23 protein-coding genes and 1 other RNA gene are annotated in these 24456 nt (G+C 52.3%); 14 read left to right on the forward strand and 10 right to left on the reverse strand.

Features of this window, described 5'->3' with window-relative positions; all coding sequences use genetic code 11:
* Positions 1-27: 27 nt before the first annotated feature.
* The 4 genes from OGY37_RS16505 (at position 28) to amtB (ending at position 5476) form a co-directional block, all read left to right on the forward strand.
* Positions 28-1800, forward strand: a complete 1773-nt coding sequence (locus OGY37_RS16505) for a SmdA family multidrug ABC transporter permease/ATP-binding protein (RefSeq protein WP_286621263.1) — start codon at positions 28-30, stop codon at positions 1798-1800.
* Complete coding sequence (locus OGY37_RS16510; protein ID WP_008783952.1) at positions 1793-3571, forward strand: SmdB family multidrug efflux ABC transporter permease/ATP-binding protein; 1779 nt, start codon at positions 1793-1795, stop codon at positions 3569-3571. Before OGY37_RS16505 ends, OGY37_RS16510 begins: the two co-directional genes overlap by 8 nt.
* A 248-nt stretch (positions 3572-3819) precedes the next feature.
* Complete coding sequence (glnK, locus tag OGY37_RS16515) at positions 3820-4158, forward strand: P-II family nitrogen regulator (protein WP_003021657.1); 339 nt, start codon at positions 3820-3822, stop codon at positions 4156-4158.
* A 31-nt stretch (positions 4159-4189) separates the two neighbouring features.
* Positions 4190-5476 carry an ammonium transporter AmtB gene (gene amtB / locus OGY37_RS16520; RefSeq protein WP_008783954.1) on the forward strand — a complete coding sequence of 429 codons (1287 nt, stop codon included), beginning with the start codon at positions 4190-4192 and terminating at the stop codon, positions 5474-5476.
* Positions 5477-5526: 50 nt separating this feature from the next.
* On the opposite strand, the gene tesB is transcribed toward amtB, so the two are convergent.
* Positions 5527-6387, reverse strand: coding sequence for an acyl-CoA thioesterase II (gene tesB, locus OGY37_RS16525; RefSeq protein WP_003831027.1), 861 nt, complete (start codon positions 6385-6387; stop codon positions 5527-5529).
* Between the two features lie 212 nt (positions 6388-6599).
* Between tesB and OGY37_RS16530 the strand changes: the two genes are divergently transcribed.
* Positions 6600-7169, forward strand: a complete 570-nt coding sequence (locus OGY37_RS16530) for a YbaY family lipoprotein (protein WP_003021666.1) — start codon at positions 6600-6602, stop codon at positions 7167-7169.
* Positions 7170-7200: 31 nt separating this feature from the next.
* Here OGY37_RS16530 and OGY37_RS16535 read toward each other — a convergent pair whose 3' ends face one another.
* Complete coding sequence (locus tag OGY37_RS16535; protein ID WP_003831028.1) at positions 7201-7512, reverse strand: MGMT family protein; 312 nt, start codon at positions 7510-7512, stop codon at positions 7201-7203.
* A 162-nt stretch (positions 7513-7674) separates the two neighbouring features.
* Here OGY37_RS16535 and ffs point away from each other — a divergent pair.
* The 3 genes from ffs (at position 7675) to OGY37_RS16550 (ending at position 8436) form a co-directional block, all read left to right on the forward strand.
* Positions 7675-7771: signal recognition particle sRNA small type (ffs, locus tag OGY37_RS16540), an RNA gene on the forward strand.
* A 198-nt stretch (positions 7772-7969) separates the two neighbouring features.
* Entirely contained in the window at positions 7970-8221 is a 252-nt protein-coding gene (locus tag OGY37_RS16545) for a hypothetical protein (protein ID WP_003831029.1), read from the forward strand.
* The gene (locus OGY37_RS16550) at positions 8218-8436 is read left to right on the forward strand and encodes a hypothetical protein (protein ID WP_003831030.1); all 219 of its coding nucleotides are present in this window, start codon (positions 8218-8220) and stop codon (positions 8434-8436) included. The genes OGY37_RS16545 and OGY37_RS16550 overlap by 4 nt, the downstream gene beginning before the upstream one ends.
* A 59-nt stretch (positions 8437-8495) precedes the next feature.
* On the opposite strand, the gene yczR is transcribed toward OGY37_RS16550, so the two are convergent.
* The gene (gene yczR / locus OGY37_RS16555) at positions 8496-9923 is read right to left on the reverse strand and encodes a MocR-like transcription factor YczR (RefSeq protein ID WP_149384073.1); all 1428 of its coding nucleotides are present in this window, start codon (positions 9921-9923) and stop codon (positions 8496-8498) included.
* 87 nt (positions 9924-10010) lie between these two features.
* Here yczR and yczE point away from each other — a divergent pair, with 87 nt between their 5' ends.
* Positions 10011-10640: a membrane protein YczE gene (yczE, locus tag OGY37_RS16560; protein ID WP_149384074.1), complete on the forward strand. Its 630-nt coding sequence runs from the start codon at positions 10011-10013 to the stop codon at positions 10638-10640.
* A gap of 64 nt (positions 10641-10704) precedes the next feature.
* On the forward strand, positions 10705-11058 hold the full coding sequence (locus tag OGY37_RS16565) for a DUF1428 domain-containing protein (RefSeq protein WP_003831033.1): 354 nt from the start codon (positions 10705-10707) through the stop codon (positions 11056-11058).
* A 51-nt stretch (positions 11059-11109) separates the two neighbouring features.
* Here OGY37_RS16565 and pdeB read toward each other — a convergent pair whose 3' ends face one another.
* Positions 11110-12663: a cyclic di-3',5'-guanosine monophosphate phosphodiesterase PdeB gene (gene pdeB, locus OGY37_RS16570; protein ID WP_286621266.1), complete on the reverse strand. Its 1554-nt coding sequence runs from the start codon at positions 12661-12663 to the stop codon at positions 11110-11112.
* Positions 12664-12851: 188 nt separating this feature from the next.
* Between pdeB and OGY37_RS16575 the strand changes: the two genes are divergently transcribed.
* Both OGY37_RS16575 and ykgO read left to right on the forward strand, forming a co-directional pair.
* Positions 12852-13112, forward strand: coding sequence for a type B 50S ribosomal protein L31 (locus OGY37_RS16575; RefSeq protein WP_003021719.1), 261 nt, complete (start codon positions 12852-12854; stop codon positions 13110-13112).
* A 1-nt stretch (position 13113) separates the two neighbouring features.
* The gene (gene ykgO, locus OGY37_RS16580; protein WP_005125190.1) at positions 13114-13254 is read left to right on the forward strand and encodes a type B 50S ribosomal protein L36; all 141 of its coding nucleotides are present in this window, start codon (positions 13114-13116) and stop codon (positions 13252-13254) included.
* A 78-nt stretch (positions 13255-13332) separates the two neighbouring features.
* Here the strand turns inward: ykgO and OGY37_RS16585 are convergent, their stop codons facing one another.
* The 6 genes from OGY37_RS16585 to acrA all read right to left on the reverse strand — a co-directional run bounded on the left by OGY37_RS16585 (position 13333) and on the right by acrA (position 20127).
* Entirely contained in the window at positions 13333-13803 is a 471-nt protein-coding gene (locus OGY37_RS16585; RefSeq protein WP_020996574.1) for a YlaC family protein, read from the reverse strand.
* 116 nt (positions 13804-13919) lie between these two features.
* Positions 13920-14471 (reverse strand): maltose O-acetyltransferase, encoded by a 552-nt coding sequence (maa, locus tag OGY37_RS16590; RefSeq protein ID WP_003835924.1) that lies wholly within the window; start codon positions 14469-14471, stop codon positions 13920-13922.
* A 181-nt stretch (positions 14472-14652) separates the two neighbouring features.
* Positions 14653-14871 carry a hemolysin expression-modulating protein Hha gene (gene hha / locus OGY37_RS16595; RefSeq protein WP_002892050.1) on the reverse strand — a complete coding sequence of 73 codons (219 nt, stop codon included), beginning with the start codon at positions 14869-14871 and terminating at the stop codon, positions 14653-14655.
* Between the two features lie 27 nt (positions 14872-14898).
* The gene (gene tomB / locus OGY37_RS16600; protein ID WP_003021733.1) at positions 14899-15273 is read right to left on the reverse strand and encodes an Hha toxicity modulator TomB; all 375 of its coding nucleotides are present in this window, start codon (positions 15271-15273) and stop codon (positions 14899-14901) included.
* 488 nt (positions 15274-15761) lie between these two features.
* Positions 15762-18911, reverse strand: coding sequence for an efflux RND transporter permease AcrB (acrB, locus tag OGY37_RS16605; protein WP_063941319.1), 3150 nt, complete (start codon positions 18909-18911; stop codon positions 15762-15764).
* A 22-nt stretch (positions 18912-18933) separates the two neighbouring features.
* A complete protein-coding gene (gene acrA / locus OGY37_RS16610) occupies positions 18934-20127 on the reverse strand; it encodes a multidrug efflux RND transporter periplasmic adaptor subunit AcrA (protein ID WP_286546470.1) in 1194 nt (397 codons plus the stop codon).
* A 141-nt stretch (positions 20128-20268) separates the two neighbouring features.
* Between acrA and acrR the strand changes: the two genes are divergently transcribed.
* Complete coding sequence (gene acrR / locus OGY37_RS16615; protein ID WP_003831045.1) at positions 20269-20919, forward strand: multidrug efflux transporter transcriptional repressor AcrR; 651 nt, start codon at positions 20269-20271, stop codon at positions 20917-20919.
* Between the two features lie 128 nt (positions 20920-21047).
* Positions 21048-24413 (forward strand): mechanosensitive channel MscK, encoded by a 3366-nt coding sequence (gene mscK / locus OGY37_RS16620; protein WP_126318998.1) that lies wholly within the window; start codon positions 21048-21050, stop codon positions 24411-24413.
* Positions 24414-24456: the final 43 nt, after the last annotated feature.

Genomic DNA, 24456 nt, shown 5'->3' on the forward strand with positions numbered 1-24456 from the left:
GCCGGAAATCTTGTCAGGACATAACGCGTGCGATTATTTGCTCAATTAAGCTGGTACTTCCGCCGGGAGTGGCGTCGCTACCTCGGGGCAGTGGCCTTGCTTATCATCATCGCTATCCTTCAGCTTATTCCGCCGAAAGTGGTCGGGATCATTGTGGATGGCGTGACGACTCAACGTTTCACCACCGAGCGGCTGCTGATGTGGGTGGGGACAATTGCCCTGATTGCCGTGGTGGTTTATTTGCTGCGCTATGTCTGGCGCGTGCTGCTGTTTGGCGCATCCTACCAACTGGCGGTTGAGCTGCGGGAAGATTATTACCGTCAGTTGAGTCGCCAGCATCCAGAATTTTATCTGCGGCACCGTACGGGCGATCTGATGGCGCGGGCAACCAACGATGTCGATCGCGTCGTATTTGCCGCCGGAGAAGGGGTGCTGACGCTGGTGGATTCGCTGGTCATGGGGTGTGCGGTGCTGATCGTGATGTCAACGCAGATAAGCTGGCAACTGACGTTGATTGCGCTGCTGCCGATGCCGGTGATGGCGTTGATGATCAAACGTTACGGCGATCGACTCCATAACCGTTTTAAGCTGGCGCAGGCGGCGTTTTCCAGTCTCAACGATCGTACTCAGGAAAGCCTGACCAGTATTCGTATGATCAAGGCCTTTGGTCTGGAGGATCGACAGTCGGCATTATTTGCCGCTGATGCTGAAGATACCGGTAAGAAAAACCTGCGCGTGGCGCGCATTGACGCCCGCTTTGATCCCACGATTTATATCGCCATTGGTATGGCTAACCTGCTGGCGATTGCCGGGGGAAGCTGGATGTTGGTACACGGCTCGCTGACGCTCGGGCAGCTCACCAGCTTTATGATGTATCTCGGTCTGATGATTTGGCCGATGCTGGCGCTGGCCTGGATGTTTAACATCGTCGAACGCGGCAGCGCCGCGTATAGCCGAATTCGCGCCATGCTGGCAGAAGCGCCGGTAGTGGATGACGGTACTGAACCGGTGCCGGAAGGACGCGGCGAGCTGGCGGTGGCGATTCGCGAATTTTGCTACCCGCAAACCACTCACCCGGCGCTGGAAAATGTGAATTTCCAGCTCAAACCTGGACAGATGCTGGGCATCTGTGGTCCGACCGGCTCGGGAAAAAGTACGGTGCTGTCGCTGATCCAGCGTCATTTTGATATCACCCAGGGCGATGTGCGCTTTCATGATATCCCATTAACGCGCTTACAGCTGGATAGCTGGCGTAGCCGACTGGCGGTTGTCAGCCAGACGCCATTTCTGTTTTCCGATACCGTCGGCAATAACATCGCCTTAGGACGCCCGCAGGCCACGCAGGAAGAGATCGAGCATGTGGCGCGTCTTGCCAGCGTTCATGAGGATATTTTACGTCTTCCGCAGGGCTATGACACCGAAGTGGGCGAACGCGGGGTGATGCTGTCTGGCGGGCAAAAACAGCGTATTTCTATCGCTCGAGCGCTTCTGCTGAACGCTGAAATCCTGATTCTGGATGATGCGTTGTCGGCGGTAGATGGTCGTACCGAACATCAGATTTTGCATAACCTGCGCCAGTGGGGCGAAGGCCGAACCGTGATTATTAGCGCACACCGTTTGTCGGCTCTGACGGAAGCCAGCGAGATTATCGTGATGCAGCATGGGCATATTGCCCAGCGCGGTGAGCATGAATCTTTAGTGCAGCAGCCTGGCTGGTATCGCGATATGTACCGCTATCAGCAACTGGAAGCGGCGCTGTCTGATGCGCCAGAGATAAACGAGGAGGCGGCTAATGCGTAGTTTCGGGCAATTATGGCCGACTCTGAAAAGACTGCTGGCGTATGGTTCCCCATGGCGAAAACAGTTAGCGATTGCGGTCGTCATGCTGTGGGTGGCGGCGGCGGCGGAAGTCAGCGGCCCGCTGCTGATTAGCTATTTTATCGATAACATGGTGGCGAAGAACAATCTGCCGCTGGCGATGGTTGCCGGGCTGGTTGCCGCCTATGTCGGTCTGCAACTGCTGGCGGCAGGGCTGCATTACGCGCAGTCGTTACTGTTTAACCAGGCGGCGGTTGGCGTAGTACAACAGTTACGTACCGACGTAATGGACGCTGCGCTGCGCCAGCCGCTCAGCGCCTTTGATACTCAGCCCGTCGGGCAGCTTATCTCCCGCGTGACCAATGACACCGAAGTGATTCGTGACCTGTACGTGACGGTGGTCGCAACGGTTCTGCGCAGCGCGGCCTTAATTGGTGCCATGCTGGTCGCGATGTTCAGCCTCGAGTGGCGTATGGCGCTGGTGGCGATGGCCATTTTCCCGGCCGTGTTGGTGGTGATGGTGATTTACCAACGCTACAGCACCCCGATTGTGCGTCGGGTGCGCGCTTATCTGGCGGATATTAACGATGGCTTTAACGAAGTCATCAACGGCATGAGCGTTATCCAGCAGTTCCGCCAGCAGGCAAGGTTTGGCGAGAGAATGGGGGAGGCCAGCCGCTCGCACTATATGGCGCGAATGCAGACCCTGCGACTGGATGGCTTTTTGCTGCGTCCGCTGCTAAGCCTTTTCTCGGCGCTAATCCTCTGCGGTTTGCTGATGCTGTTCAGTTTTACCTCTGGCACCTCCATCGAGGTTGGCGTGCTGTACGCGTTCATCAGCTACCTCGGCCGTTTGAACGAACCGCTGATCGAGCTGACCACTCAGCAATCAATGCTGCAGCAGGCGGTTGTCGCCGGTGAGCGAGTGTTCGAACTGATGGACGGGCCTCGTCAGCGCTATGGTGAAGACGATCGCCCGCTCAAAAGCGGAGACATTGAGGTGGATAACGTTTCATTTGCCTATCGCGACGACAATCTGGTGCTGCAAAACATCAGTCTGTCCGTGCCTTCGCGCAGCTTTGTGGCTTTGGTCGGACACACAGGCAGCGGCAAAAGCACGCTGGCCAGCCTGCTGATGGGATATTACCCGCTGACGCAGGGGGAAATCCGCCTTGACGGACGTCCGTTGTCTTCTCTGAGCCACGGTGCGTTACGTCAGGGCATCGCGATGGTGCAGCAGGATCCGGTGGTGATGGCGGATACCTTCCTGGCAAACGTCACGCTGGGTCGCGATATCTCAGAAGAGCGGGTCTGGCAGGCGCTGGAGACTGTGCAACTGGCAGAACTGGCTCGGGGTTTGAGCGAGGGGATTCATACCCGGCTGGGCGAGCAGGGCAATAATCTCTCCGTTGGGCAGAAACAGCTGCTGGCGCTGGCGCGGGTATTGGTTGAAACGCCGCAGGTGCTGATCCTCGATGAAGCCACAGCCAGTATTGATTCCGGTACTGAACAGGCCATTCAGCACGCGCTGGCGGCGGTCCGTGAACACACTACGCTGGTGGTGATTGCGCATCGGTTATCGACGATTGTCGATGCGGATACCATTCTGGTGCTGCATCGCGGTCAGGCGGTTGAGCGTGGTACGCACCAGCAATTACTGGCGGCGCAAGGCCGTTACTGGCAGATGTATCAGCTGCAGCTGGCGGGCGAAGAGTTAGCCGCCAGCACGCAAGAGGATTCTGTTATCGCCTGACGGCGCAGTGCTTATCCGGCCACGCGGTATCGTAGGCCGGGTAAGGCGTTTACGCCGCCATCCGGCAATCAACAATCTGGTGCAAAAATGTAACGCACTGTGCACCGTTATAGTGCGTTTTTTCTGTTTCTCTCCCGGCAGCACCCGGCGAACCTGAATCATTCCGCGTTTTTCATTCCTGGCACACCCCTTGCAATATTCCTCTCGTGTATCTGCAGCCACTACTGAATTCTGACTGGAGGGGATCTATGAAGCTGGTTACCGTGGTAATCAAACCGTTCAAACTGGAAGACGTCCGTGAAGCACTGTCGTCTATTGGTATTCAGGGGCTGACCGTCACCGAAGTGAAGGGGTTTGGCCGACAGAAAGGTCATGCTGAGCTGTACCGTGGGGCTGAATATAGCGTCAATTTTCTGCCAAAGGTGAAGATTGATGTGGCGATTGCCGACGACCAACTGGATGGCGTGATTGATGTCATCAGTAAGGCGGCATACACCGGAAAAATTGGCGACGGCAAAATCTTCGTCGCCGAGCTGCAACGTGTGATTCGTATTCGTACCGGCGAAGCCGACGAAGCCGCACTGTAACTTCTGGCACACAGTGATAGGAAACCAAAAAATGAAGATAGCAACGATGAAAACAGGTATTGCTTCACTGGCGCTACTGCCGGGACTGGCGATGGCGGCACCGGCGGTTGCGGATAAAGCAGATAACGCTTTTATGATGATCTGTACCGCGCTGGTGCTGTTTATGACTATCCCTGGCATTGCGTTGTTCTACGGCGGTTTGATTCGCGGTAAGAACGTGCTGTCGATGCTGACTCAGGTGACGGTGACATTCGCTCTGGTTTGTATTCTATGGGTGGTTTATGGCTACTCACTGGCCTTTGGCGAAGGGAATAATTTCTTCGGCAACTTCAACTGGGTATTGCTGAAGAACATCGCGCTGACGGCGGTCACGGGGAGCTTCTACCAATACATTCACGTTGCTTTTCAGGGATCTTTTGCCTGCATCACCGTTGGGCTGATTGTCGGGGCTCTTGCTGAGCGTATTCGTTTCTCTGCAGTGCTGATTTTTGTGGTGGTGTGGTTAACGTTGTCGTACATCCCCATTGCCCATATGGTCTGGGGCGGCGGCTTACTGGCTTCTCACGGCGCACTGGATTTTGCCGGCGGGACGGTCGTGCACATCAACGCAGCGATTGCTGGTCTGGTTGGTGCGTATCTGATTGGCAAACGCGTCGGTTTTGGCAAAGAAGCCTTTAAACCGCATAACCTGCCGATGGTCTTCACCGGTACCGCTATTCTCTACATTGGTTGGTTTGGCTTTAACGCCGGTTCAGCGGGAACGGCGAATGAAATTGCCGCACTGGCCTTCGTCAATACCGTGGTCGCCACCGCTGCCGCCATCCTCGGATGGATCTTCGGTGAATGGGCGCTGCGTGGCAAACCGTCTCTGCTGGGCGCTTGTTCTGGTGCTATTGCAGGTCTGGTGGGCGTAACACCTGCATGTGGCTACATTGGTGTCGGAGGAGCGCTGATTATCGGTGTCGTTGCGGGGCTGGCTGGCCTGTGGGGTGTGACCATGCTGAAGCGTTTTCTGCGCGTGGACGATCCGTGTGATGTGTTTGGCGTGCACGGCGTGTGCGGTATTGTTGGCTGCATCCTGACCGGCGTTTTCGCTGCCAGCTCTCTGGGCGGCGTGGGCTTTGCCGAGGGCGTGACCATGGGGCATCAGCTGCTGGTGCAACTGGAAAGCGTGGCGATCACCATCGTCTGGTCCGGCGTGGTGGCCTTCATTGGCTATAAGCTGGCAGATATGACGGTGGGTCTGCGCGTACCGGAAGAGCAGGAACGCGAAGGTCTGGATGTGAACAGTCACGGCGAAAACGCCTACAACGCTTGATGTTTCAATCTGCCGGATGGCAACGCTTTTGCGCCACCATCCGGTAATTCTCAATTGCGATTACGCATTACCCCTTCCTGCACGGTAGAGGCGACCAGTACGCCGTCCTGGGTATAAAACTCCCCGCGTACAAAACCCCGGGCACCGGAGGCCGAAGTGCTCTCGACGTTATACAACAGCCACTCATTAATATTGAACGGACGGTGGAACCACATTGAATGGTCAATGGTGGCGATCTGAATCCCTTTTTCCAGAAAACCAATCCCGTATGGCTGCAGTGCAACAGGCAGGAAGTTCAGGTCTGAGGCATAGCCAAGCAGATATTGATGGACGCGCAGATCGTCCTGCAGCTCGCCGTTTGCGCGGATCCATACCTGGCGCGCCGGAGGTGCGACGTGACCTTTTAAGGGGTTGTGAAACTCAACCGGGCGCACTTCCAACGGACGATCGTTGATAAATTTTTCTTTCAACAGCGGCGGCAGTAAATGCGCCACTGAACGGGCAATTTCCGTTTCTGATTTCAGCTCATCGGGACCCGGCGCATCCGGCATGGTTTTCTGATGTTCAAATCCGTCTTCCGGTGCCTGGAAAGAGGCGGTCATGTAAAAAATGGGTTTACCATTCTGAATTGCGGCAACGCGGCGCGCGCTGAAGCTGTTACCATCACGCAAGACTTCAACATCATAGATGATGGGCTTTTGGCTATCGCCGGGGCGTAAAAAATAGCTGTGAAAAGAGTGGACCAGACGCTCTTCCGGTACGGTTTCTTTGGCGGCATACAGCGCCTGACCGACAACCTGCCCCCCAAAAACCTGGCGTAACCCTAAGTCTTCACTTTGGCCCCGAAAGAGTCCTTCTTCAATTTTTTCCAGATTTAACAATGTCAGCAAATTTTTCAGCGCCAGACTCATACGTGCTCTCCAGGTTATATCGTTCTCGCAGCGAGGTAGGCAGAGTATAACGCAATTTTGAAAGTGGTCCGATGGGTGCAATTGTCTGAATTAAAGGCCTATTACAGGCAAAAACAGCTGTCTTGTGCCACACTTAGTCACGTTATGTTTTTGTTAACCACTCTTCTGGCGAGGAAAGTTCTCGCTGGTGCATAGATGATAAGGAGAATTTAATGAAACTCGTGCACATGGTAAGTGGTTTAGCGGTTGCGGTCGCTCTGGCGGCCTGTGCTGATAAAAGTGCAGATATTCAGACACCTGCGCCAAGCCCTAATACGTCAATTGCTGACACACAGTCTAAAATTCAACAGCCAAATGTTTCTGGTACGGTATGGATCCGCCAGAAAGTGGCCTTGCCACCCGATGCGGTGCTGACCGTCACGCTGTCAGATGCGTCGCTGGCCGATGCGCCGTCAAAAGTGCTGTCGCAAAAAGCGGTCCGTACTGAAGGCAAGCAGGCGCCATTCAGCTTCGTATTACCGTTTAATCCAGCAGATATTCAGCCTAACGCTCGTATTCTGCTGAGTGCGGCAATTACGGTTAATGACAAACTGGTCTTTATTACTGATACCGTTCAGACGGTCATTAATCAGGGTGGTACAAAAGCTGACCTGACGCTGGTCCCTGTACAGCAAACGGCAGTACCGGTTCAGGCGAGCGGTGGGGCTGCCACCACGGTGCCGTCAACGTCACCAACCCAGGTGAATCCGTCTTCTGCCGTTCCTGCCCCCACGCAGTACTAAGGTAGTCGTAACCCTCTCCGCCTGGAGAGGGTTAGTACACCCAGCGATAACGCTGTAAATCGATCTGTCCGCTTCCAGAAACCACAATTCCCTCTGCCAGTAACGCCTGACGCTGCCGTTGCAGGTCGGGGCCGGTCAGCGAAATGGTACCATGGCGATTGACCACCCGATGCCAGGGCAGAGTGCTGCCTTCGGGGAGACGCTTAAGCACGCCGCCTACCTGGCGCGCAGCACGCGGCGAACCGGCAAGCCTGGCAACATCGCCATACGTAGTGACGAAACCTTCGGGGATTGACGCGACGATTTGCCAGACGCGTTGGGGGAAAGAGTCTTGTATATCCATTATTTATTCCTGCGCTAATCCTCCAGCATAATGCTGAATGGCGAAGGAGTGAAGCTGCATTGCACAAGAAAACAGCATCCGATGCTGGATGGGTTGCAATTACAGGGTGCAGCAGTGATAATGCGCCTGCGCGTTGGTTAACAACGCTCTCAATGGGGGCTCTGTTGGTTCTCCCGCAACACTACTCTGTTTACCAGGTCAGGTCCGGAAGGAAGCAGCCAAGGCAGATGACGTGTGTGCCGGGATGTAGCTGGCAGGGCCCCCACCCAATTCTGCCGTCCGGCAATTTCCCTTCTGCTTATCTTCTTTTCTTTGTCATCGTATTGTCATTTTATTGTCATCAAATGCTGTCAATGTGTTTCGGGGATGTTATTTGATGCTTTTGCCGCCGCCATCGCACTGTAACGACAGAGTCTTACATTCGGTGTGTTTTGGCTGACCACAAGGATTTTCTACGATGTCGACCGCTGTATTGAATGTCAAAATTGATGAGGCGCTAAAAGAAAAGCTTCGCCATTACGCTGAAGTGCATAACGAAAATTTAAGTGTTGCGACGGAAAAACTGCTGCTGATTGCGTTTACCGCCGTTGAAGAGGCGGGAGTCTCCGCTGAGGATATCGATAGCCAGCATACGGAAGAGTCCGTAGTTGAAGCACTGACTCCTAAAGAAATCAAAGCGTTGCGCAGACTACTGAAGAAGAAAAAATGAAACAACAACCGCTCTCAACCGCCTGTAATTACGGCGAAGCTTGTGAAATGCTGCGTTCCGGTTATGTGAAACATGTTCGTCTGAGCTGGAATGTCGGCAGCGATGAGTTCTTCCGTATTGCCTCCGACTGGTGTGATGCCGGGGCAAAAATTAAGAAAGACGGTGAGAATTTCGTAATTTCCCTGAAGGGATTCCCGGTTCCTCCTCAACAGTAATATTGCTGGGACTTCCTTGTCCATCACGGTATTCAATGGCGGGTCTTTTGACTCGTCGCTTAGATTATTTTGCGCATTTTTCCGCTGCTGGCCTGCAATCGCAGGTTATCCCAAATGGGTTGCAACACTCTGAAAGCAGCACGCGCTGTGTCATCCGGTAACGTGAAGGGCATACGCAAAAAGCGATCGAATGCGCCATCAAGGCCAAACCGCGTACCGGTACCCAGCTGAATGCCTGCACTTTCGGCGCGAGTGGCAAAGAGCGTCGCCAGCGTATCGGGCAGTTCAACCCAGAAAGAGAGTCCTCCCTGTGGCTGGGTAAACTGCCATTCCGGGAAATGTGAGTTCATCAGGTCCGAGCACAGATCTCGCCGCGATGTGAGCAGGCGTCTTCTGTCAGGAAGAAAGTTAGGGGCGTTATCCAGCAGCCAACTGGTGGCGAGTTGTTCAAGCACCGGGGAGCCTAAATCGAAGGTATCGCGGGTTTGTACCAGCGCCGCAATGGTTCGTGCCGACGCCCGGATCCAGCCCAGACGTAATCCCCCCCAAAAGCTTTTCCCGGCCGAACCCAATAGAATGATCGGCGCGTCGCGATTGAATGCGGCAAGTGGCGGCGGCGGCGGGGCGTCATACCACAGGTTCACCATCGTCTCATCGACCACCAGGGTAGTGCGGGTTCGTTCGGCAATATCCGCCACGACCTGGCGAGTTGCAGCGTCCATGCAACGCCCGGTCGGGTTGTGAAAGTCCGGCATCAGGTAGGCCATTCTCGGTGCGGTTTGCGCGAGGGTGGCGACCAGACCCGCGGTATCCCAACCGTGCTCGGGTAGCGACACGCCGACGGGGCGACAGGATGCGCCTTGAATCGCGGCAATCGCCAGCGGATAAGTAGGGTGATCTACCACTACGCGATCGCCGGGGCCGGTGAGCAAACGTAGGATCAGCGCCAGGCCGCTGACAGCACCATTCACGACCATGATTTCATCGGGCTGCGTCGGGAGCCCGCGATCGCAATAATGCTGAGCGATGGATTCACGCAATACCGACAGTCCCTGTGGCAGATACCCGGAACTCAACAGATGCTGTGGCATGGCGAACAGCGCCTGTTGGTAAGCCTGATGAATTTCGGGTCCGGCACTTAGCGCCGCCGTGGACAAATCAAGTGCTGTGCCGGTACTGGTCCGGGTTGGCACATGGCGAATATGTTCCGGCAGGATCACCCGTGATCCGCTACCATGACGGCTTTCCAGATATCCCTCTTCACGCAGTTGCGCCATAGCGCTGGCGACGGTAGTTCGACTTACTTGCAGGACGACGGCGAGCTCGCGTTCACCCGGTAAACGGCTATCCAGCGCCAGTCGACCATCGAGAATAAGCAGACGTAACGCTTCTGCCAGCTGTCGCCAGATGGGCGTTCGCGAGGGGCTTTCCTGCCAGTGTCCGAGCAGGCGCTGCAAAGACTGGCTTCCGTAACGGCGAGATGACATAGCAGTCCACTTTTTGAAAACTGGACATTAATCATAGTGCCAATTGCGGTGAAGATGAAAGTTATCTGAGAGTGAGAGGGGAAAAGCATGCTGCGTCGTTTACTTCAGCTGTTTATCGGGCTGACGCTGTACGGTGTGTCGACGGCGATGTTTGTCCGTGCTGATTTAGGGGCCGATCCGTGGAACGTGTTTCACCTGGGTGTAGCCAATTTATTGTCAATGAATATCGGCGTGGTGATTATTGCCGTGGGCGTGTTGGTGCTGCTGGCGTGGATACCGTTGCGCCAGCGTCCTGGCTTTGGCACGTTGAGTAACGTGATTATGATCGGACTGGCGGCAGATGCCGTGCTGCTGGTGATTCCGGGATTTGAATCCCTGCTGGCGCGCAGCGGGCTGTTGGTATCAGCAGTTTTCCTGAATGCGTTAGCAACCAGTCTGTACATTGGTGCCGGTTTTGGCGCCGGTCCGCGTGACGGCCTGATGACCGGTATTCACGCGCGTACCGGCTGGCCAGTACGACGAATTCGAACCGCAATCGAAGTGTCGGTGCTGCTTATCGGCTGGTTGCTGGGAGGAACCGTGGGGGTTGGTACGGTGCTGTATGCCTTGGCAATCGGGCCGCTCATTCAGCTTTGCCTGCCGTGGTTTCGGCATCAGCCGCAGGCACGTATTCGCATCAAGAATACGCCTGGGGCGCGATCGTCTGCTGGCGACTAAACTTAACCTCGACTGACGCGGCCGGAATCGGCTTGCCGCGCAGTACACTTCGGAGGTTTTTCTCATGAAGTATGTTGATGGCTTTGTGGTTGCCGTACCCGCTGAAAACAAGGAGGCGTACATTGCGATGGCGGCAAAAGCAGCTCCGCTTTTCAAGGAGTTCGGTGCATTGCGCGTGGTGGAGTGCTGGGCAGATGATGTCCCCGACGGCAAGTTGACCGATTTTCGCATGGCTGTGAAAGCGCAGGATCATGAAGAAGTGGTATTCAGCTGGATTGAATATCCATCCAAAGAGGTCCGCGATGCGGCGAATCAGAAGATGATGTCCGATCCCCGTATGAAGGAATTCGGTGAATCTATGCCATTTGATGGCAAGCGAATGATCTACGGTGGATTTGCGCCCATTATGGAAGAGTGATGTGACTGGCTGTGCGGCGTGCCGCCAGCCATCTCAACATCAACAGCCATGTTAAAGCCGTTTTTCTGCCCACAGAATAAATTCCGCTTTCGGCAGCGCTTTGCTGTAAAGCCAACCCTGACCGTACTGCACGCCGTGCTGGCGTAGCCAGGTTTCCTGATTCTCGGTTTCGATACCTTCCGCCACCATCTCAAGTTTCAGCGTTTTTGCTATCTCGATGATATGCGGCGTGACGTTATTGTACTCCAATGCATCGACGAAAGATTTGTCTATCTTCAGGATATCGACATCCAGATCCTGTAAATAGCTCAGGCTGGAATAGCCGGTGCCAAAATCATCGATATAGATCGAGTGGCCTGCCTGACGGTATTTAGCAATAAACGGCGCGCTGTTTTTCGGGTCGGCAAATTCGCGTTCAGTTAGCTCCAGCGCGATTTGCGCAGGCTTAAGCTGCCAGCGGTTCACCTTCTGGCTTAACAGGGCAGGAAGCGTTTCGGAGGACAGATCGGCTGACTCTAGGTTGATGGATATATGCTGCTCCGGATGCTGACGCAGCCATTTGCCTAAATCTTCAAATACGCTTTCAATGATCAACCGGGTGAGGGACTCTGTCAGCCCGGTTTCATGCGCCAGCGCGACGAAGATTTCCGGCGACAGATAGCTTCCGTCGGCCTGCTGCCAGCGAGCCAGCGCCTCTGCCCCAACCACTTTCCCCGTTTTGAGCGAGATAATTGGTTGATAGTGGACTTTGATGTCCCGATGCTGGATAGCGTCCTGCAACTGGTGATGGGGCGACTGTAAGCGGCGCAAAATACGCAAAACAAAGGCGGCGGTGAGTAAGCCGATAAGAATGCCTGCCGGGAGCCAGATCAGTGCTTGCCGGTGCCAGGTTTTTTGCAATGGCAGGGTGGAAGCCCAGGTTACGATCGTGATACCCAACTCAGGAAAGGGGCGGGCGTTATAAATGCTGCCATCTTTTTTAAAATGAGTAATCGATCGTTCTTGCTGTACATGCTGCAAAACGTCCGATGGCAGATCGGCGCTACTGGCAACCACGACGTTGCGCACGGTGCCAATGATAGTCACTTCAATCGGCCATGAGCCAAACGGGATGACGTCAATGAAAGAACCCGGATCGACCATCACAACATAATGTTCGCTCCCTAATGCTGCCATAAAACGCTTGATGCCCAAATCATTTTGCGTGGTAAGCCATGCGCGATATCCATCAGGCGTGACTTTCATTGCGGGTGGAAATGCGTCAGCCTGGCTTCTTTTTTCCAGAGATGAGCATTGCGGAACGCTATCTTTGAGGTACAGCACTTCCTGAATATAGCGATAGCTATATGACAAACGACGCATTTCCAGCAGATGCTCTTCACTACAAGGCACCCCCTGAAATGCTTCAATATGGCGCAATGCTTTTTTCGCCTGCTCGCCTACGCGTTCCGTACGTAATGCGACTCGCGTTGAGAACATGTCGAGCTCATCGATAAATTTCGTTTCGACCTGATGATGTGCCAGCCACAGGCTTAAACCTACAGGCGCGAGGATGGAAAGGAACAGTACCCCAGTCACCAGGCTTATCAGATGTCGTGTTGTCACAGTGATATCCTTATTTACACAGCGTAGGGAAAGTATATCCGAAACCCCAAAAAGCTATTCGATTGGCATCATATATTTACGGCCACTTATCATCCCGTTTGACTCCCTGTCGTGTAAATCAGGTTGTGATTTGTACAAGAGTGGTGTATTTTGTTGGTTATGTTATAACGTAACAAATTGAGGTTGCCATGAAACCGGATATTCATCCTTTTTACCGTACCGTGGTGTTTCACGATACCAGTGCCAATGAATTCTTTAAGGTCGGTTCGACCATCAAGACTGAGCGTGAGATTGAGTTTGAGGGGGAAATGTACCCGTACGTGACCCTCGATATCTCTTCCAAATCGCATCCGTACTATACCGGGAAACAAAAAACCTTTGATAATGAAGGTAGTGCAGCACGTTTCCAAAAACGTTTTGGTCATTTTATTGGCGTTAAGCGGGGTTAAAATGCAGGTACTCAATTCACTTCGCAGCGCAAAACAGCGCCATCCTGACTGCCAGATAGTAAAACGCAAAGGGCGTTTGTACGTTATCTGCAAAACGAATCCGCGCTTTAAAGCAGTACAGGGGCGTAAAAAAAGACGTTAGTTTCTTTGCCAGCATTTCAGGGATTAAAGTGCGTTACCTTCGCAGGAACGCACTTTTTTTATCTGTGCTGAGATGTCGTTACTGGCTGGTCTGGGCGCGGGTAAGCGTAAAGACATCATAAAACGAGAGTTCGCCTTTGCGCGATATCATCTTTTGCAGCTGCGCTTTATGTTCGCTGTCCACGGACGGCGAGTGCAGGATAGTATCTATGAGTGAGGAGGGGACAAAGCGCGTGTTGTACCATTCTCCGTTATAGCAAACTCTAAAATCCAGAACGTCGATATCTTCAAAGCGGTATCGTGGCGCAACGTCGAAAAAGAAAAAGCCGTTGAGCACAACGAACAGTACCACCAGCAGCCATACTGAATCGACTAACGTTTCTGACTGTAGCATCACCGCCAGCGTGGCAAACCACGCAACATACATGCCGATAAACAGCCCTGGATGTTTGCGAATAAAGCTGATGCTAAAGCGCGGTTTGTTGTCGCGCTTCTCGCGAATATTTAAGTCGTCGATTGTTTCAGTAAGCAGGCGCTGTATTTCTGTCATCTCTTGCCTTCGTGATATCTGCAAAATTCAGGTGCGATCGCCCTATTTTAAAAGGGGATACGTTCTGAAGAAAGTAACAGATTAACCACAATTTAGCATAACAGTTACATTTAACATCACAGCGTTTTGATGATCCTTGCGGGATTGCCTCCAACCACGGTGTTGGCCGGAACGCTTTTGGTGACCACTGCGCCTGATGCCACAACCACGTTATCACCCAGCGTGACGCCAGGATTTATTACTGCACGGCCACCTATCCAGACGTTATTGCCGATTGTCACGGGCTTTCCGAACTCCAGGCCACTGTTGCGCTCGGTAGCATCCAGCGGATGGGTCGCGGTATAGATATGAACGCCAGGTGCCAGCATGCAGTTGTCGCCAATATGAATTGGACAGACGTCGAGCATAACGCAGTCGAAATTAGCGTAAAAGTCTTTACCAAGATAGATGTTATAACCGTAATCACAACGGAAAGAGGGTTCAATATAGGCCCCCTCACTCTGACCTAACAGATCATGCAGGATTGCCTGACGCTCATTTTTTTCATCGGGAGCGGTGAGATTGTAGCGATGGATCAACTGACGAGCGCGTAGGCGGTCACTGCGCAGCGTTTCATCTGCCGGGCGATAGTATTCGCCGGCGATCATTTTTTGCTTTTCATTACGCATTACGAATTCCCTGTGTACTGAAGGTTATTTCAGCACAGTAAAACGTAATGCAAGAAAGGGGAACGTTCCCGCTTCTTTGCTGTGATCATAGTCACGTGATTTGAATTAAATAACCATTGTAAATACGAAAATGGTCAGCCAGACAACTGTACCGCTATACCTGACTTACCCTTGAGTGCAATTAGCGAATGAATTTCCAAACAGAAGTTGGAATCTTGTCGTAAAGCTTATTCATGGTCAATTCAGCAAGGCGATGATCTGCTGCTGAGTAAAATACAGCCAGTTCGTTGTCGGACAATTCATATTTATTTTTTTCAATAACGCGCTCTAGCGTATCAATTGTCTGGCAACGTCGCAGGCGCATCAAATAATCTGTTTTAGTTAATGGTTTATCGGACATAACTCTTACCTATGATTGTAATAATTTTTAACAAGACAAACTAACAGGATTAGCCCTGGTGGCATTGACAAAACAGCGAAACAGTCGATTACCTGACTTCCGCCATTTCTGCAGATCCTGCGTATTAATACCATAACTGCTGAACAACATAAAAGTGTCATCCAGGTATTCATCTATCTGCGCGATCAGCTTATTGTCCTCATTGTACTTAATTTTATAATTAAGTGCGAAGGTTGCAATATGCTCTATCAGTTCATTGAGCTGCAAGCTGGTTGCAGAGGTAGGGTCATTAACCCAGCCATGGTTACTTTGTTCAAGGTTTGCAAGACAGTCATGATACAGAGTTTCGCAGAGAAATTTAAGCTGCGCGATATCATGTCTTTTGGGTGAGTATTCATCCATAACGCATCCCCTTCTTAGTGGCTTAAACTAACCGAACACCTTTCGGGATGGATACAACAACTACCTGGAACTTGCCCGCGACTCCTGATGATTTAACTATAATCTACTCTAAAAAAGATTTCATCGTCATATCACGAAAAATTACAATTATGTAAAATTATGATGCTACGTCATTTTTACATTTTAACAGATAAATGCCGCTATTCGAAATGGGACAATTTCTTTATTCTTCGGGCAATCATCGGGTTATCTTGTTTAGGTTTAGCAACGAAAGGCAACAACCGACAATGTGAACCAGTGGATAGGAATAATCTTAATATTTATTAAAGTAAATAAGAACTCTCGCTGTTTTTTTAAGAATAGCCTTTAAGGCTGCAAGGATTATATCGCTTATTTATCCGATAGAAAATAAACGGAATGGCAATAAGTGATTTTTATGATTTTTTCAGAAAAAAGGCCGCTTGCGCGGCCTTATCTTTAGAGATGTATCAATGATGCTCTACTGAGTGGCTATGCTCAATATCTTCATTTTTGCGGCTAAAGCGGCGGCGTACCACCACAAAGAACACCGGAACAAAGAAGATCGCCAACACAGTTGCCGTCACCATCCCACCCATTACGCCAGTACCAACGGCGTTCTGTGCACCGGAACCTGCGCCGGAACTAATGACCAGCGGCATTACGCCCAGAATAAAGGCCAGTGACGTCATCAGGATTGGACGTAAACGCATGCGTACTGCGTCCAGCGTCGCCTCAATCAGACCTTTACCCTCTTTATCCATCAAGTCTTTGGCGAATTCGACGATAAGTATCGCGTTCTTCGCCGACAACCCAATGGTTGTGAGCAGGCCTACCTGGAAGTAAACGTCGTTGGTCAGGCCGCGGAACGTCGCCGCCAGCAATGCACCGATAACACCCAACGGTACCACCAGCATTACGGAGAACGGAATTGACCAACTCTCGTACAACGCTGCCAGACACAAGAACACGACGATCAGTGAAATAGCATACAGGGCAGGGGCCTGGTTGCCGGACAGTCGTTCCTGGTAGGACATACCGGTCCAGTCATAACCGATACCGGATGGCAGTTTGCTGGCCAGTTGCTCCATCATGGCCATCGCTTCACCGGTACTTTTACCCGGAGCGGCCTGGCCTAAGATTTCCATGGAAGGCAGACCGTTATAGCGTTCCAGACGCGGTGAGCCGTATTCCCAGCGCGAAGTAGAGAAGGCGGAGAACGGTACCATCTGTCCATCGCTGCCGCGGACATACCAGTTTCCAATATCTTCCGGCAACATACGGTATTTCGCTTCAGACATGACGTAAACTTTCTTCACACGACCACGGTCGATGAAGTCATTCACGTAGCTTCCGCCCCATGCAGCACCCAGTGTTGTATTAATATCACTAATGGAAACGCCCAGAGCCTGCGCTTTTTCCTGATCGATATCGATCTTGAACTGCGGCGTATCTTCCAGACCGTTAGGACGAACACCGACCAACAGATCAGGATGCTTCGCGACTTCACCAAACAGCTGGTTACGCGCCTGAGTCAGCTTCTCATGACCTAAGCCTGCCTGGTCAATCAACTGGAAGTCGAAACCGGTCGCGGTCCCTAACTCCACAATCGCTGGCAGGTTAAAGGCAAAGACCATCGCGTCTTTAATCTGTGAGAATGCGCCCATCGCACGTTGAGTAATCGCCTCAACCTTGTTCTCTTCACCTGGACGTTCACTCCAGTCTTTCAGAGAAACGAACGCGATACCGGTGTTCTGACCACGACCAGCAAAACCGAAACCGTTAACGGCAAACACCGATTCAACGTTCGCTTTTTCCTTGGTCAGGTAGTAATCCGTCATTTCGTCCAGCACCTTCTGGGTACGCTCTTGCGTTGCACCCGCTGGCAGCTGAGCCATAGACAGGAATACCCCCTGGTCTTCATCTGGCAGGAACGAACTTGGCAGACGAACGAACAGATAGGCCATGCCCACGACGATGATCAGATACAGCGCCAGATAACGACCGGTGCTGCGCAGAATACCGCCCACGCTATCGGTGTAATGATGCGTGCTCTTATCGAACATGCGGTTAAACCAGCCGAAGAAGCCTTTTTTGCCTTCTCCGTGATCGCCTTTAGCAATCGGTTTGAGCATGGTCGCACACAGGGCAGGGGTCAGAATCAATGCCACCAGTACAGACAACGCCATCGCAGAAACAATGGTGATGGAGAACTGACGGTAAATTGCACCGGTAGAACCACCGAAGAACGCCATTGGGATAAATACCGCTGACAGTACCATCGCGATACCGACCAGTGCGCCCTGAATCTGGCCCATCGATTTACGCGTTGCTTCCTTCGGCGGTAGTCCTTCCTCAGCCATTACACGTTCAACGTTCTCGACCACAACGATGGCGTCATCCACCAGCAGGCCGATGGCGAGTACCATCCCGAACATCGTCAGGGTGTTTATCGAGAAGCCGAAAATCGCAAGGACGGCAAACGTACCCAAGAGCACCACCGGCACGGCGATAGTCGGAATCAGCGTCGCGCGGAAGTTCTGCAGGAACAGATACATTACCAGGAACACGAGGATGATTGCTTCCGCCAGCGTTTTTACTACTTCGTGAATAGAGATTTTCACGAACGGCGTGGTGTCATATGGGTAAACGATCTTCAGACCTGACGGGAAGAACGGCTCCATCTTCTTCAGTTCTTCGCGGATAGCGTTTGCTGTATCCAGGGCGTTAGCACCTGTCGCCAGCTTGATACCCAGACCGGATGCCGGTTTACCGTTGAACTTCGCAATGATGTCGTAGTTCTCACCGCCCAGTTCCACTTTCGCCACGTCACGCAGACGAACCTGGGAACCATCCTGATTCACTTTCAGCAGAATTTTGCTGAACTCATCAGCGGAGGTCAGACGGGTTTGCGCGATGATTGACGCGTTAAGCTGCTGGCCTTTAACCGGTGGCGTACCACCTAACTGACCGGCTGCAACCTGGGCGTTCTGCGCCTTGATGGCGCTGATTACATCAACCGGCGTCAGCTGGAAGTTGTTCAGTTTGTTCGGATCCATCCAGATACGCATCGCGTACTGAGAACCAAACAGCTGAACATCACCCACGCCTGAAGTACGGCTAATAGCGTCCTTCATGTTGGCGCCAACGTAGTCGGAAATATCCTCCTGCGTCATGGTGCCGTTGGTGTTGATAACACCGACAACCATCAGGAAGCTACTGGATGACTTCTCAACGCTAACCCCTTGCTGCTGTACTTCCTGCGGCAGCAACGGCATGGCCAGCTGCAGTTTGTTCTGCACCTGAACCTGTGCGATATCCGCGTCAGTACCAGACTGGAAGGTCAGGGTGATCTGCACGGTACCCGTGGAGTCACTGTTTGAGGACATGTACATCAGGTTATCGATACCGTTCATATTCTGTTCGATAACCTGCGTAACAGTATCCTGTACTGTTTTGGCATCAGCGCCAGGGTAGGTCGCGGAGATCGTCACTGCTGGCGGTGCAATAGTAGGATATTGCGCTACCGGCAATTTGAGGATCGCGAGCCCCCCTGCCAACATGATGATAATGGCGATCACCCACGCAAATATAGGGCGATCGATAAAGAAATTAGGCATGTCTTAACGGCTCCTGTTTAAGTTAAGACTTGGACTGTTCTGGCTGGCTACCGCTCGCTGCTTGCTGGTTGTTATCAGCGGTGATTTCCTGCGCTTTTACCTGCGCACCAGGACGTACTTTTTGCAGCCCAGTGACAATCACGCGGTCGCCTGATTTAAGTCCATCAGTGACTAACCATTTGTCGCCAATCGCTTGAGAGGCAACAATTTGACGAGTTTCAACTTTGTTGTCTGCACCGACAACCAATGCACTGGCATCGCCACGCGGTGTGCGGGTAACGCCTTGCTGTGGAACCAGTAATGCAGTTGGGTTAGTCCCTTCTTCCAGACGTGCGCGGACGAACATACCCGGCAGTAAGGTGTGATCCGGGTTAGGGAAGATTGCGCGTAACGTAATCGACCCGGTGGTTTGATCTACCGTCACATCAGAAAATTCCAGCGTACCGGATTGCGGGAATTTAATGCCGTCATTGGTTACCAGTTCGACTTTCGCTTTGCCGTTCTCTTGCTTCAGCGTGCCGTTGGCCAGCTCTTGTTTCAGGCGCAGGAAGTCGTTGCTTGACTGCGTTACGTCCACGTAGATCGGGTCCAGCTGCTGAACGGTCGCCAGTGCGGTCGCTTGACCGTTTTGCACCAGAGCCCCTTCCGTAACGGATGATTTACCAATGCGGCCGCTGATCGGCGACGTCACTTTGGTATAGGCCAGATTGATGCGTGCTGTTTCTACCGCGGCTTTCGCGGCAATAACGGCGGCGTTTGCCTGCTGTGCGTCTGCCAGCGCGCTATCGTAATCCTGTTGACTGATGTACTTAGTACCCAGCAGTTTCTGATAACGTTTAACCGTCAGTTGAGCGATATTTGCTGCGGCTTGTGCTTTGGCCAGATCGCCTTTTGCGCTTTCGTAAGCGGCCTGGTAAGTCGCAGGATCAATCTGATAGAGAGATACACCCGCTTCGATGTCACCACCTTCGGTGAAATTACGCTTCAGGATAATACCGCTAACCTGAGGGCGAACTTCTGCGATGCGAAACGCACTGGTGCGACCCGGAAGCTCGGTTGTTATCTGTAGAGGTTCAGTTTTGAGTGTAACAACTCCAACCTCTGGCATCTGCTGGCCCCCTTGTTGGGCCTGTTTGTCGTCACATCCTGTTAGCGCTAAGCTGCCTGAGAGCATCAGAACGACTGCCAGAGGCGTTAACCCTCTGTTTTTGTTCATATGTAAACCTCGAGTGTCCGATTTCAAATTGATCAATGGCTTAAAGCCCATAAACCCATTGCTGCGTTTATATTATCGTCGTGCTATGGTACATACATTCACAAATGTATGTAAATCTAACGCCTGTAAATTCACTGACATATGGCACGAAAAACCAAACAACAAGCACAGGAAACACGACAGCATATTCTCGATGTTGCTCTGCATTTGTTTTCGCAACAAGGGGTATCATCCACCTCGCTTGCGGAGATCGCAAAAGCCGCTGGTGTCACGCGCGGAGCAATCTATTGGCATTTCAAAAACAAGTCGGATTTATTCAGTGAAATCTGGGAGCTAGCAAAACCTAACATTGATGAGTTAGAGACTGAGTATCAGGCAAAATTCCCCGACGATCCACTATCAGTATTAAGAGAAATTTTAATTTACGTTCTTGAAGCTACCGTGACAGAAGAACGCCGACGTTTGTTGCTGGAAATTATATTCCACAAATGCGAATTTGTCGGGGAAATGGCCTCTGTTCAGTTAGCTCAACGCCATCTTTGTATTGAAAATTACGATCGTATCGAACAAACATTGCGGCACTGTATGGATGCCAATATGCTGCCGGAAAACCTGAACACCCGTCGCGTGGCGGTCCTGTTGCGTAGCTACATTACCGGAATCATAGAAAACTGGTTATTTGCCCCCGAATCGTTTGATCTGAAAAAAGAAGCTCGGGAATACGTGGCTGTGCTGCTGGAGATGTGCCTTATGTGCCCAACTCTGCGGCTTGGCGTGGCGGAAATCCACTAAACGTTTTGGGCCTGTACCAGGAATTCTCCTGGTCGTTTTGCCTGCTGCTATTCTGCCGGTCACAGCCGTGATATTCTTGCCGCTTGACTATTTTCGGTCACTTTTCCGGTTCAGAAACGTTCATTCTCATGACTATGTTGCAGCTCTATAAACGTTCACAGCATCTTATTGCTATTACCATTCTTTTCTTCATTCTCTTGCTATCTTGCCAGTCGTCTGCTTTTGCGCGGGCGCAACAGAGTGGTGAACTGCCGACGAAAGCGGATATTCAGAGCCAACTGGACGCACTGAGTAAACAAAAAGATCTCTCCGCGCAGGATAAGCTGGTCCAACAGGATCTCATCGATACCATCGCCACGTTGGATAAAATCGATCGCGTGAAAGATGAGACCGTACAGCTTCGCCAGAAAGTTGCCCAGGCACCGGAGAAAATGCGTCAGGCGACGGATGCGTTAAATTCGCTCAGCGATGTCGATAACGACGATGAAACGCGAAAAACGCTGAGTACACTCTCCTTGCGACAGCTTGAGTCGCGCGTGGCACAGGTTTTGGATGACCTGCAAAGTGCGCAAAACGATCTTGCCGCTTACAACAGCCAACTGGTGTCGCTCCAGACGCAGCCAGAGCGTGTGCAGAATGCGATGTACACCGCGTCGCAGCAAATGCAGCAAATCCGCAATCGACTCGATGGCACCAATGTGGGAGAGGCGGCGTTACGCCCCAGCCAGCAGGTGTTGCTGCAGGCGCAGCAGGCGCTGCTGAATGCGCAGATCGACCAACAGCGTAAGAGCCTGGAAGGCAATACTGTTTTGCAGGATACCTTGCAAAAACAACGTGACTACGTAACAGCTAACAGTAACAGGCTTGAACATCAGCTCCAGCTTCTGCAAGAAGCGGTGAACAGCAAACGACTGACGTTAACCGAAAAGACGGCTCAGGAAGCGGTAACGCCGGATGAAGCCGAGCGTATTCAGTCAAATCCGTTAGTGAAGCAGGAACTGGATGTTAACCATCAGCTAAGTCAACGCCTGATTGCCGCGACCGAAAACGGCAACAACCTGATGCAGCAGAATATCAAAGTCAAAAACTGGCTTGACCGCGCGCTGCAATCCGAACGCAATATTAAAGAACAGATCGCCGTCCTGAAAGGCAGTCTGCTGCTGTCGCGTATTCTGTATCAGCAACAACAAACACTGCCGTCGGCGGATGAACTTGCCGATATGACTAACCGGATCGCTGATTTGCGTCTGGAACAGTTTGAGATTAACCAGCAGCGCGATGCGCTATTCCAGAACGATGCGTTTGTCGCCAAACTGGAAGAAGGGCACAGCAACGAAGTGAATGGTGAAGTCCATGATGCCCTGCTGCAGGTTGTGGATATGCGCCGTGAACTGTTGGATCAGCTGAACAAGCAGCTGGGCAACCAGTTGATGATGGCGATTAACCTGCAAATCAATCAACAGCAGCTAATGAGCGTGTCGAAGAACCTGAAAGGGATCCTCACGCAGCAAATCTTCTGGGTTAATAGTAACCGTCCGATGGACTGGGACTGGATCAAAGCCTTCCCGCAAACGCTCAAAGACCAGTTTAAGTCGATGAAAATCACAGTGAACTGGGAAAAAGCCTGGCCAGCGGTCTTTATTGCGTTCCTGGCGGGCCTGCCGCTGCTGCTTATTGCCGGGTTAATCCGCTGGCGTTTGAAATGGCTGAAAGAGTATCAGGCGAAATTAGCCGCCGCAGTAGGGAATCTGCGTAATGACAGTCAGCTCAATACGCCAAAAGCGATACTGATCGATCTGATCAGAGCGTTGCCGGCGTGCCTGATTATCCTCGCCGTGGGCCTGATTCTGCTTACCATGCAGTTGAATATCAGCGACCTGCTGTGGGCGTTCAGTAAGAAGATGACAGTCTTCTGGCTGGTGTTTGGTCTGTGCTGGAAGGTGCTGGAAAAAGATGGCGTGGCGATACGTCATTTTGGCATGCCAGCGCAGCAGACCAGCCACTGGCGCCGCCAGATCGTGCGTATTAGCCTGGCGCTGTTGCCGCTTAACTTCTGGTCGGTCATTGCTGAACTGTCGCCGCTTAATTTGATGGACGATGTGCTGGGTCAGGTAGTTATTTTCCTCAACCTGCTGCTGATCGCCTTCCTGGTATGGCCAATGTGCCGCGAAAGCTGGCGTGACAAAGAGTCACATGGCCTGCGTCTGGTCACTATTACCGTCCTCTCAATTATCCCGATCGCGTTAATGGTGCTGACGGCGACAGGGTATTTCTACACCACGTTGCGCCTGGCCGGCCGTTGGATTGAAACGGTCTATCTGGTTATCCTTTGGAACCTGCTGTATCAGACGGTACTGCGTGGATTGAGTGTGGCGGCACGTCGTATCGCCTGGCGCCGTGCCTTAGCGCGTCGTCAGAACCTGGTGAAAGAAGGGGCGGAAGGAGCCGAGCCGCAGGAAGAACCGACCATTGCGCTTGAGCAGGTTAACCAGCAAACGCTGCGTATAACAATGCTGGTGATGGTTGCCCTGTTTGGTATTCTGTTCTGGGCAATTTGGTCCGATCTAATCACCGTGTTCAGTTATCTCGATAGCATTACGCTCTGGCATTACAACGGCACCGAAGCGGGAGCTGCGGTGGTGAAAGACGTCACCATGGGCAGTCTGCTGTTTGCGATTATTGCCTCAATGGTCGCGTGGGCGCTGATCCGTAACTTACCCGGCCTGCTGGAAGTGCTGGTGCTGTCGCGACTGAAGATGCGTCAGGGTGCTTCGTATGCGATCACCACGATCCTTAACTACGCGATCATCGCCATCGGTGCGATGACGGTCTTCGGATCGCTCGGTGTTTCATGGGATAAGCTACAGTGGCTGGCAGCAGCCCTGTCGGTTGGTCTTGGTTTTGGCTTGCAGGAAATCTTCGGTAACTTTGTTTCGGGTCTGATTATTCTGTTTGAACGCCCGGTCCGCATCGGCGATACCGTGACTATCGGTACGTTCTCAGGAACGGTCAGCAAGATCCGTATCCGTGCCACCACTATTACCGACTTCGATCGCAAAGAGGTGATCATCCCGAACAAAGCATTTGTGACGGAGCGTTTGATCAACTGGTCGCTTTCCGATACCACCACGCGTCTGGTGATCCGCATCGGCGTGGCCTACGGTTCGGATCTGGATAAAGTGAAGAAAGTGCTGCTGCAGGCGGCGATGGAACACCCGAAAGTGATGCACGATCCAGAGCCTGCAGTGTTCTTTACCGCCTTCGGCGCCAGCACGTTGGATCATGAACTGCGTTTATACGTGCGTGAACTGCGCGATCGTAGCCACACGGTTGATGAACTGAACCGTGCGGTCGATCGTTTGTGCCGTGAAAACGACATTGATATCGCCTTTAACCAGCTCGAAGTGCACCTGCATAACGCGAAAGGTGATACCGTGACCGAGGTTAAGCGTGACATCATTAAAGGTGATGATCCGACGCCTTCGGTAGGTTAATAGAAAAACTCATCAGGCCTGCGAGCTTCGATTCATTCGTAGG

The organism is Citrobacter sp. Cpo030 (assembly GCF_030333005.1).
GTDB classification, from domain to species: domain Bacteria; phylum Pseudomonadota; class Gammaproteobacteria; order Enterobacterales; family Enterobacteriaceae; genus Citrobacter; species Citrobacter portucalensis.

Bases quoted from the DNA above. Each gene is read 5' to 3' on its own strand.
- mscK (WP_126318998.1), top strand. From the start codon at position 21,048: ATGACTATGTTGCAGCTCTATAAACGTTCACAGCATCTTATTGCTATT.
- OGY37_RS16585 (WP_020996574.1), bottom strand. From the start codon at position 13,803: ATGACAGAAATACAGCGCCTGCTTACTGAAACAATCGACGACTTAAAT.
- glnK (WP_003021657.1), top strand. From the start codon at position 3,820: ATGAAGCTGGTTACCGTGGTAATCAAACCGTTCAAACTGGAAGACGTC.
- OGY37_RS16510 (WP_008783952.1), top strand. From the start codon at position 1,793: ATGCGTAGTTTCGGGCAATTATGGCCGACTCTGAAAAGACTGCTGGCG.
- tomB (WP_003021733.1), bottom strand. From the start codon at position 15,273: ATGGATGAATACTCACCCAAAAGACATGATATCGCGCAGCTTAAATTT.
- OGY37_RS16530 (WP_003021666.1), top strand. From the start codon at position 6,600: ATGAAACTCGTGCACATGGTAAGTGGTTTAGCGGTTGCGGTCGCTCTG.
- hha (WP_002892050.1), bottom strand. From the start codon at position 14,871: ATGTCCGATAAACCATTAACTAAAACAGATTATTTGATGCGCCTGCGA.
- acrB (WP_063941319.1), bottom strand. From the start codon at position 18,911: ATGCCTAATTTCTTTATCGATCGCCCTATATTTGCGTGGGTGATCGCC.
- OGY37_RS16550 (WP_003831030.1), top strand. From the start codon at position 8,218: ATGAAACAACAACCGCTCTCAACCGCCTGTAATTACGGCGAAGCTTGT.
- OGY37_RS16535 (WP_003831028.1), bottom strand. From the start codon at position 7,512: ATGGATATACAAGACTCTTTCCCCCAACGCGTCTGGCAAATCGTCGCG.
- tesB (WP_003831027.1), bottom strand. From the start codon at position 6,387: ATGAGTCTGGCGCTGAAAAATTTGCTGACATTGTTAAATCTGGAAAAA.
- yczR (WP_149384073.1), bottom strand. From the start codon at position 9,923: ATGTCATCTCGCCGTTACGGAAGCCAGTCTTTGCAGCGCCTGCTCGGA.
- acrR (WP_003831045.1), top strand. From the start codon at position 20,269: ATGGCACGAAAAACCAAACAACAAGCACAGGAAACACGACAGCATATT.
- maa (WP_003835924.1), bottom strand. From the start codon at position 14,471: ATGCGTAATGAAAAGCAAAAAATGATCGCCGGCGAATACTATCGCCCG.
- amtB (WP_008783954.1), top strand. From the start codon at position 4,190: ATGAAGATAGCAACGATGAAAACAGGTATTGCTTCACTGGCGCTACTG.
- acrA (WP_286546470.1), bottom strand. From the start codon at position 20,127: ATGAACAAAAACAGAGGGTTAACGCCTCTGGCAGTCGTTCTGATGCTC.
- yczE (WP_149384074.1), top strand. From the start codon at position 10,011: ATGCTGCGTCGTTTACTTCAGCTGTTTATCGGGCTGACGCTGTACGGT.
- OGY37_RS16545 (WP_003831029.1), top strand. From the start codon at position 7,970: ATGTCGACCGCTGTATTGAATGTCAAAATTGATGAGGCGCTAAAAGAA.
- ykgO (WP_005125190.1), top strand. From the start codon at position 13,114: ATGCAGGTACTCAATTCACTTCGCAGCGCAAAACAGCGCCATCCTGAC.
- OGY37_RS16565 (WP_003831033.1), top strand. From the start codon at position 10,705: ATGAAGTATGTTGATGGCTTTGTGGTTGCCGTACCCGCTGAAAACAAG.
- OGY37_RS16575 (WP_003021719.1), top strand. From the start codon at position 12,852: ATGAAACCGGATATTCATCCTTTTTACCGTACCGTGGTGTTTCACGAT.